This window comes from Pseudomonas sp. HB05, assembly GCF_016756915.1.
In the GTDB taxonomy this organism is placed as follows: Bacteria; Pseudomonadota; Gammaproteobacteria; order Pseudomonadales; family Pseudomonadaceae; genus Aquipseudomonas; species Aquipseudomonas alvandae.
The window spans coordinates 346,336-352,335 of record NZ_JAESPG010000003.1 but is presented as its reverse complement, the minus strand read 5'-3'; the positions used below and the strand labels follow the sequence as shown (position 1 = coordinate 352,335).

Annotated in this window: 7 protein-coding genes; 2 read left to right on the top strand and 5 right to left on the bottom strand. The window is 62.0% G+C overall.

The window, feature by feature from the left end:
* Positions 1-192: 192 nt before the first annotated feature.
* Positions 193-813: a flavin reductase family protein gene (locus JMN22_RS05695; RefSeq protein WP_202334960.1), complete on the top strand. Its 621-nt coding sequence runs from the start codon at positions 193-195 to the stop codon at positions 811-813.
* A 66-nt stretch (positions 814-879) separates the two neighbouring features.
* On the opposite strand, the gene JMN22_RS05690 is transcribed toward JMN22_RS05695, so the two are convergent.
* Both JMN22_RS05690 and JMN22_RS05685 read right to left on the bottom strand, forming a co-directional pair.
* A complete protein-coding gene (locus JMN22_RS05690; RefSeq protein WP_030138442.1) occupies positions 880-1,113 on the bottom strand; it encodes a hypothetical protein in 234 nt (77 codons plus the stop codon).
* Positions 1,114-1,154: 41 nt separating this feature from the next.
* The gene (locus JMN22_RS05685) at positions 1,155-1,508 is read right to left on the bottom strand and encodes a putative quinol monooxygenase (RefSeq protein WP_030138441.1); all 354 of its coding nucleotides are present in this window, start codon (positions 1,506-1,508) and stop codon (positions 1,155-1,157) included.
* 328 nt (positions 1,509-1,836) lie between these two features.
* Here JMN22_RS05685 and JMN22_RS05680 point away from each other — a divergent pair, with 328 nt between their 5' ends.
* On the top strand, positions 1,837-2,766 hold the full coding sequence (locus JMN22_RS05680) for an AraC family transcriptional regulator (RefSeq protein ID WP_030138440.1): 930 nt from the start codon (positions 1,837-1,839) through the stop codon (positions 2,764-2,766).
* Positions 2,767-2,942: 176 nt separating this feature from the next.
* On the opposite strand, the gene JMN22_RS05675 is transcribed toward JMN22_RS05680, so the two are convergent.
* The 3 genes from JMN22_RS05675 to JMN22_RS05665 are packed head-to-tail and all read right to left on the bottom strand — an operon-like array spanning position 2,943 to position 5,767.
* Entirely contained in the window at positions 2,943-3,998 is a 1,056-nt protein-coding gene (locus tag JMN22_RS05675; RefSeq protein WP_030138439.1) for an ABC transporter ATP-binding protein, read from the bottom strand.
* A 15-nt stretch (positions 3,999-4,013) separates the two neighbouring features.
* Positions 4,014-4,862, bottom strand: coding sequence for an ABC transporter permease (locus JMN22_RS05670; RefSeq protein ID WP_030138438.1), 849 nt, complete (start codon positions 4,860-4,862; stop codon positions 4,014-4,016).
* On the bottom strand, positions 4,859-5,767 hold the full coding sequence (locus JMN22_RS05665) for an ABC transporter permease (RefSeq protein WP_030138437.1): 909 nt from the start codon (positions 5,765-5,767) through the stop codon (positions 4,859-4,861). The genes JMN22_RS05670 and JMN22_RS05665 overlap by 4 nt, the downstream gene beginning before the upstream one ends.
* Positions 5,768-6,000: the final 233 nt, after the last annotated feature.

Here is a 6,000-nt window from a genome sequence, read left to right as displayed (position 1 = left end):
CCTGACTGAAAAAATCAATTGGGGGAGCGGGCTTGCTCGCGAAGGCAGTGTGTCAGTCAACATCCATCTGTCTGAACCACCGCATTCGCGAGCAAGCCCGCTCCCACGAGGTTCCAGGGTGCTGACAAAAACGGCGGGGCCCTGCACTATCCTCGAATCCCTTGAACTTCCATCGCAGGACCTTCTCCAGCCATGCCCGACGACATCCATTTTTACGAACCCGCCAACGGCCACGGCCTGCCCCACGACCCGTTCAACGCCATCGTCGGCCCACGGCCCATCGGCTGGATTTCTTCCCAAGATGGCGAAGGCCGCCTGAACCTGGCGCCCTACAGTTTTTTCAACGCCTTCAACTACGTTCCGCCGATCATTGGGTTCTCCAGTGTCGGGCGCAAGGACAGCCTGAACAACATCGAACAGACCGGCGAATTCGCCTGGAACCTGGCCACGCGCCCGCTGGCCGAGCAGATGAACCAGAGCTGCGCGATGGTCGCGCCAGAGGTCAACGAATTCGAATTGGCGGGCCTGACGCCGGTGGCGTCGCGAGTGATCCAGGTGCCGCGTGTCGCTGAAAGCCCGGTGTCCTTCGAGTGCAAGGTCACGCAGATCATTCAATTGCAGCGGGCGGACAAAGGGCTGGTGCCGAGCTGGCTGATCCTCGGCGAAGTGGTCGCCGTGCATATCGCCAAATGGCTGTTGAAGGATGGGGTGTACGACACCGCAGCCGCCGAGCCGATCTTGCGCGGTGGCGGGCCGGCGGATTATTTCCAACTGGGGCCGGAGGCGTTGTTCAAGATGCATCGCCCGCGATAACAGCAGCGTACCCCTGTGGCGAGGGAGCTTGCTCCCTCGCCACAAAAGCGATCCCCACGATGCTGATTACCAGACCAACCCACCCTCGTCGTCGACACCCTGCAGGTGAGTCAACTGCACGGCAGCCGCTTCATCGGCCTTGGTAGCGGTTTCGAACACTTGCTCTTCAAGTACCTTGTTGAAGCGCGGCGCACCTGAGCCACCGATGGCCTTGGTGGCGATGGCTGCGTAATAGCCGCCACCTTCCTTGGGGACAACAGCGGAAACAGCTTCAAACGTTTCAAAGGCTTTGCGTGCCATAGTGCGCATCCTGGCGATGGAAAATGACCGTCATTAAACCTTCAACCGGCCAGTTTGTGTACCTTCGCCATGCACCCTTCGGTCGCCTGGACGGCAGACACTTCCCGGAAGGTGTGAAAATCCAGGCTGCTCACCACCAGGTCCTGTACCAGCTCGGCGAAGATCGCCATGGCCGGTGAGTTGAAGTAAGCGTCCATTGCCTGCTGGTTGACCCACAGCCCGGACACCAGCCACAAATCGGCGTCGCATTGCGATTGCTGCAAGGCAAAGTGCAGGCAACCGGGCGCCTGGCGCGAGGGCGCGATCAGTGTGCTGAGGCGTGCACCCAACGGCTTGGAACAGCCAGTGCGGGCCCGGACGAAAGCCATGTGACTGACGGGGATGTGTGTAGTCATGTTCAACCCTCCCAGGTAATCCGTTGTGCAGCCGGGGACAGGCTGCGACAGGATCAAAGGTTAAGCGTCCCGACGCCAGCTTCGTTAGTCGATTCCTGCCGACCCATTGCACAATCCTGCCCTCGCCAACCCCGAATCCGGCCTCGACATGAGTTGAACAGTGGAAGTTGAAACAAAAGGTTTCAAGCAAGTTTCAACCGCGTTGCAAAGTCCTGCAGGCGCCAGCCTTGCAGGATCAGGCAAGCTTTCAACAGGATGTGACTACCGCCGCGCCTTGCACAAACATAAGCTTTGTTACATCGCCCCTGTATTCGTTGAGGATTCCGGCATGTCGCCACTCGATCACGCCCACGTCCCGCTGGACACGTATCTGGAACAACAGCGCGCCGAACTGGCGTCGATCATCGACCGCAACACCAGCGAAGACGGCAGCTACGCCACGGCCATCGGCTCGTTGCATCTGTCGCGCCACAGCCAGCCGCACAAATTCGCCCCCGTGCTGGCGCAACCGGCCCTGTGCATCATGGCCCAAGGCAGCAAGCAGGTGCGGCTGGCGGATGAATTGTTCAACTACGACCCGCTGCATTACCTGGTGGTCTCGGTGTCGATGCCGTTGAGCGGTTGCATCGCCAACGTCTCGCCCGAGCAGCCGATCCTGGCGCTGCGCCTGGACATCGACCCGGCGGAAATCACCGCGCTGATCGCCGATGCCGGCCCCCTCGGCGTGCCGACTCGCCCGGCCGGTCGCGGCCTGTATGTCGAACGCCTGGACACGCCGATGCTCGACGCGGTGCTGCGCCTGGCGCGCCTGCTCGATGCGCCGAAGGACATCGCCATGCTCGCGCCCCTGGTGCGCCGGGAAATCCTTTATCGCCTGTTGCGCAGCCCGCAAGGCTATCGGCTGTATGAAATCGCCATCGCCAATAGCCAGAGCCATCGCATCAGCCAGGCGATCAAATGGCTCAACGGCCATTTCGAACAGCCGTTGCGCATCGATGACCTCGCTCGGGAAGTGAACCTCAGCGTCTCGACCTTGCATCATCGGTTCAAGGCCATGACCGCCATGAGCCCGCTGCAATACCAGAAGCAACTGCGCTTGCAGGAAGCCCGCCGGCTGATGCTGGCCGAAGGGCTGGAAGCGTCGGCGGCGGGTTATCGGGTGGGGTATGAAAGCCCGTCGCAGTTCAGCCGTGAGTACAGCCGGTTGTTTGGCGCGCCGCCGTTGCGGGATCTGGCGCGGTTGCGGATGACTGTTTGATCCAGACTTTGTGCTGACTGGGCCGGCCTCATCGTCGGATCGCCGCCCGGAGCAAGCTCGCTCCCACAGTTGATCGGTTGTGAATAGAGAATTTGTGTTCGCTGAAGATCTCCTGTGGGAGCGGGCTTGCCCGCGAAAGCGCCAGTCAAGACAACTCATCTCTCAGGACGATGAGCTCAGGTCCCCAGCAACCGACACGCCTGCGCCGGCACGGTCACCGACACCGGCTGCCCAATGCCCAGGTCCATGCCCTGGCACGGCGTGTTCAGCGCCGTGAACGAGACGCCGGAACATTCCACCGTGGTCTCGATCGTCGCGCCGATGTCCCGCACGAACAGCACTTTTCCGAGCAAGCGGTTACCCGCCGAGGCCTGGGGCGATGACAGCTGCACGTCTTCGGGACGCACCAGCAACTTGATCCTTTCCCCTGGGTTGACGCCAAGGCTGGCCGGTACTTCCAGCGTGTCCCCGCCCGGCAGCCCGACCCGCCCGTTGCCCAGGGAAGTCGCGGGAAAGATATTGCCGGAACCGATGAAATCAGCGACGAATTCATTGGCCGGGTGCCGGTAGATCTCGATCGGCGTGCCGACCTGCTGCACGCGATGCTCGCCCAACACCACGACGATGTCGGCCATGGTCATGGCTTCGCGCTGGTCATGGGTCACCAGGATGGTGGTGATGTTCAGGCGCTGTTGCAGTTGACGGATTTCCACTTGCATCGACTCGCGCAACTTGGCGTCCAAGGCCGACAGCGGTTCGTCCAGCAACAGGATTTTCGGGCGGGCGGCGATGGCCCGGGCAATCGCCACGCGTTGGCGCTGGCCGCCGGAGAGTTTCGCCACCGGCCGGTCGATCATTGCCTGGAGCTGGATCAGCTCCAGCAACTCCACCACCCGCGCCTGTTGCTCGGCCTTGCCCACGCCTCGCAGTTTCAGCGGATAGGCAATGTTCTCGCCGACGGTCATGTGCGGGAACAGCGCCAGCGACTGGAACACCATGCCGAAGTTGCGCAGGTGCGCCGGGGTGTGGCCGATGTCTTCGCCGTCCAGGCGGATTTCGCCGCCGCTGAGGCTTTCCAGGCCGGCGATCATGCGCAGCAGGGTGGTCTTGCCACAGCCCGAAGGCCCGAGGAAACACACCAGCTTGCCCTCGGGCAGATGCAGGTTCACGTCCCTGACCGCGCAGGCCGAGCCGTAGTGTTTCTCGACGTTTTCCAGTATCAGTCCAGTCATGTCTTCACCTCGAAATCAAAAGGAAACGCCGCCCTCGCCCACCAGTTTCTCCAACGCCCAGATCAGCACGAAGTCGATCAGCACGATGAGCACGGCAAACGAAAAAACGGTGGGGTCCAGCGACGACACGGTGCGGCTGTACATCCAGATCGGCACGGTCATGACATCGATGGTGTAGAGGAAATAGGTCACGGTGAATTCGTTGAACGAGACGATGAACGCCAGCAGCATCCCGGCGAGAATCCCCGACTTCATCAACGGCACCACCACGTCGACGATCGCTCGTCGCGGTGTTGCCCCGAGCATACGGGCGGCCTCTTCGACTTCGCTGCCGATGCCGAGCATGGCGGCGGTGCAGTTCTTCACCACGAACGGCAGGGCGAGGATCACGTGGGCAATCACCAGCCGCGAGGTGGTCATCTGGAACGGCAGGCTGTCGAACACCAGCAGCAACGCCAACCCGAGCACCACCATGGGAAACACCAGCGGCAGCGACATCAGCTGCAGCGCCACGGCCTTGCCACGGAACTCGCAACGGGTCAGGGCGTAGGCCGCCGGCACGGCGATCAGCGTGGCGAAGATCATCGTCAGGCAGGCCACCAACAGGCTGGTGCCCATGGCCTGGCCCAGGCTCAGCACATCGCTGGCGTCCGGCGAGACGAAGGTGTGCCAGGCCGCCCGATACCATTGCAGGCTGTAGCTGCTCGGTGGAAAGTCCAGGTTCGCCGCCCCGCTGAAGGACATGACGATCATGGTCAGGATCGGCAGCACCGCCAGCAGCAGGATGAAACCTGACAGCAGCCCCGCCACGCGTCCGGTTTCACCGGGCAACAACGCCTGGCGTTTTTTACTCGTTACGCTCATTGCGAAGCCTCCAGCATCCGCCGACGACGGCCAGTGAAATACTCGGAAAGGGTCATGATCAGCAGCGTGGTGACGATCAACACCACACCGGCGGCAGAAGCGGCGGGCCAGTTCATCAGCGGAGCAATCTGATCGTGGACCATCACCGCCAGCATCGGCACCCGTCGACCACCCAACAACAGCGGCACGACAAAGCTGCTGGCGTTGTAGGCAAACACCAATGTCGCGCCGGTAATGATTCCCGGCAGGCTCATCGGCAGCACCACTTGGCGGAATACCTGGAAACGGCTGGCGCCGAGGGTGGCGGCGGCCTCTTCGTAACTGCGGGCCACACCGCGCATGGCACTGGCGATGGGCAAAACGGCCAGCGGAAATGCGGTCTGGACCAGGCCCATCAGCACACCGTTCTGGTTGTAAAGCAACATGATCGGCCGCTTGATCAAGCCCAGGCCCATCAGCGCCTGGTTGAGCATGCCGGCAGGTCCGAGGATGACCAGCCAGCCATAGCTTTGCAGCAACAGGTTGACCAGCAACGGCAACAGCACCGCCGCCAGGAACACCCGTCGCAACAACGGCGAGGCCAGGCGCGACATGGTGTAGGCCACGGGAATCGCCAGCAGCACGGCGATCACCGCGCTGATAAGCGCCAGTCGCAAGGTCAGCAGCAGGGACTTGAGGTAATAAGGCTCCAGCAACTGCCCGTAGCTGGCGAGGCTGAAGCCGCTCCATTCCGCGCCCTTGGTGCCGACGCTCATGCGCAGCACCAACAGGCTGGCAGCGATCAGCACACCGAGAAACAGCATCGACGGCGAAAGAAAGAACCACGCGCGCGCAGTCGGCGAAAGACCGCGCCGAGAACGCGCCGGCGCGGCGCTTAGCGGATGGATCAACGGTTGGTGTTCCATGGCAAGGTCTCGTCAGTGGAAAACGACAGAACAAAAAATCTTCAAATACCCAGTTCCTTGTGGGAGCGAGCTTGCTCGCGAAGATAGCGGCACAGCCAACATCCCCATCAACTGACCCTCCGCTTTCGCGAGCAAGCCCGCTCCCACACTGGATTTCGGTTGCTCACAAATCCGGCATACACCCCCGATTCCCTGTGGGAGCGAGCTTGCTCGCGAAGGCGGCACAGCCAGCA

Excerpts from the sequence above, each read along its gene's own strand:
- JMN22_RS05690 (WP_030138442.1), bottom strand. The coding sequence starts at position 1,113 with ATGGCACGCAAAGCCTTTGAAACGTTTGAAGCTGTTTCCGCTGTTGTC.
- JMN22_RS05670 (WP_030138438.1), bottom strand. The coding sequence starts at position 4,862 with ATGAGCGTAACGAGTAAAAAACGCCAGGCGTTGTTGCCCGGTGAAACC.
- JMN22_RS05680 (WP_030138440.1), top strand. The coding sequence starts at position 1,837 with ATGTCGCCACTCGATCACGCCCACGTCCCGCTGGACACGTATCTGGAA.
- JMN22_RS05665 (WP_030138437.1), bottom strand. The coding sequence starts at position 5,767 with ATGGAACACCAACCGTTGATCCATCCGCTAAGCGCCGCGCCGGCGCGT.
- JMN22_RS05695 (WP_202334960.1), top strand. The coding sequence starts at position 193 with ATGCCCGACGACATCCATTTTTACGAACCCGCCAACGGCCACGGCCTG.
- JMN22_RS05685 (WP_030138441.1), bottom strand. The coding sequence starts at position 1,508 with ATGACTACACACATCCCCGTCAGTCACATGGCTTTCGTCCGGGCCCGC.
- JMN22_RS05675 (WP_030138439.1), bottom strand. The coding sequence starts at position 3,998 with ATGACTGGACTGATACTGGAAAACGTCGAGAAACACTACGGCTCGGCC.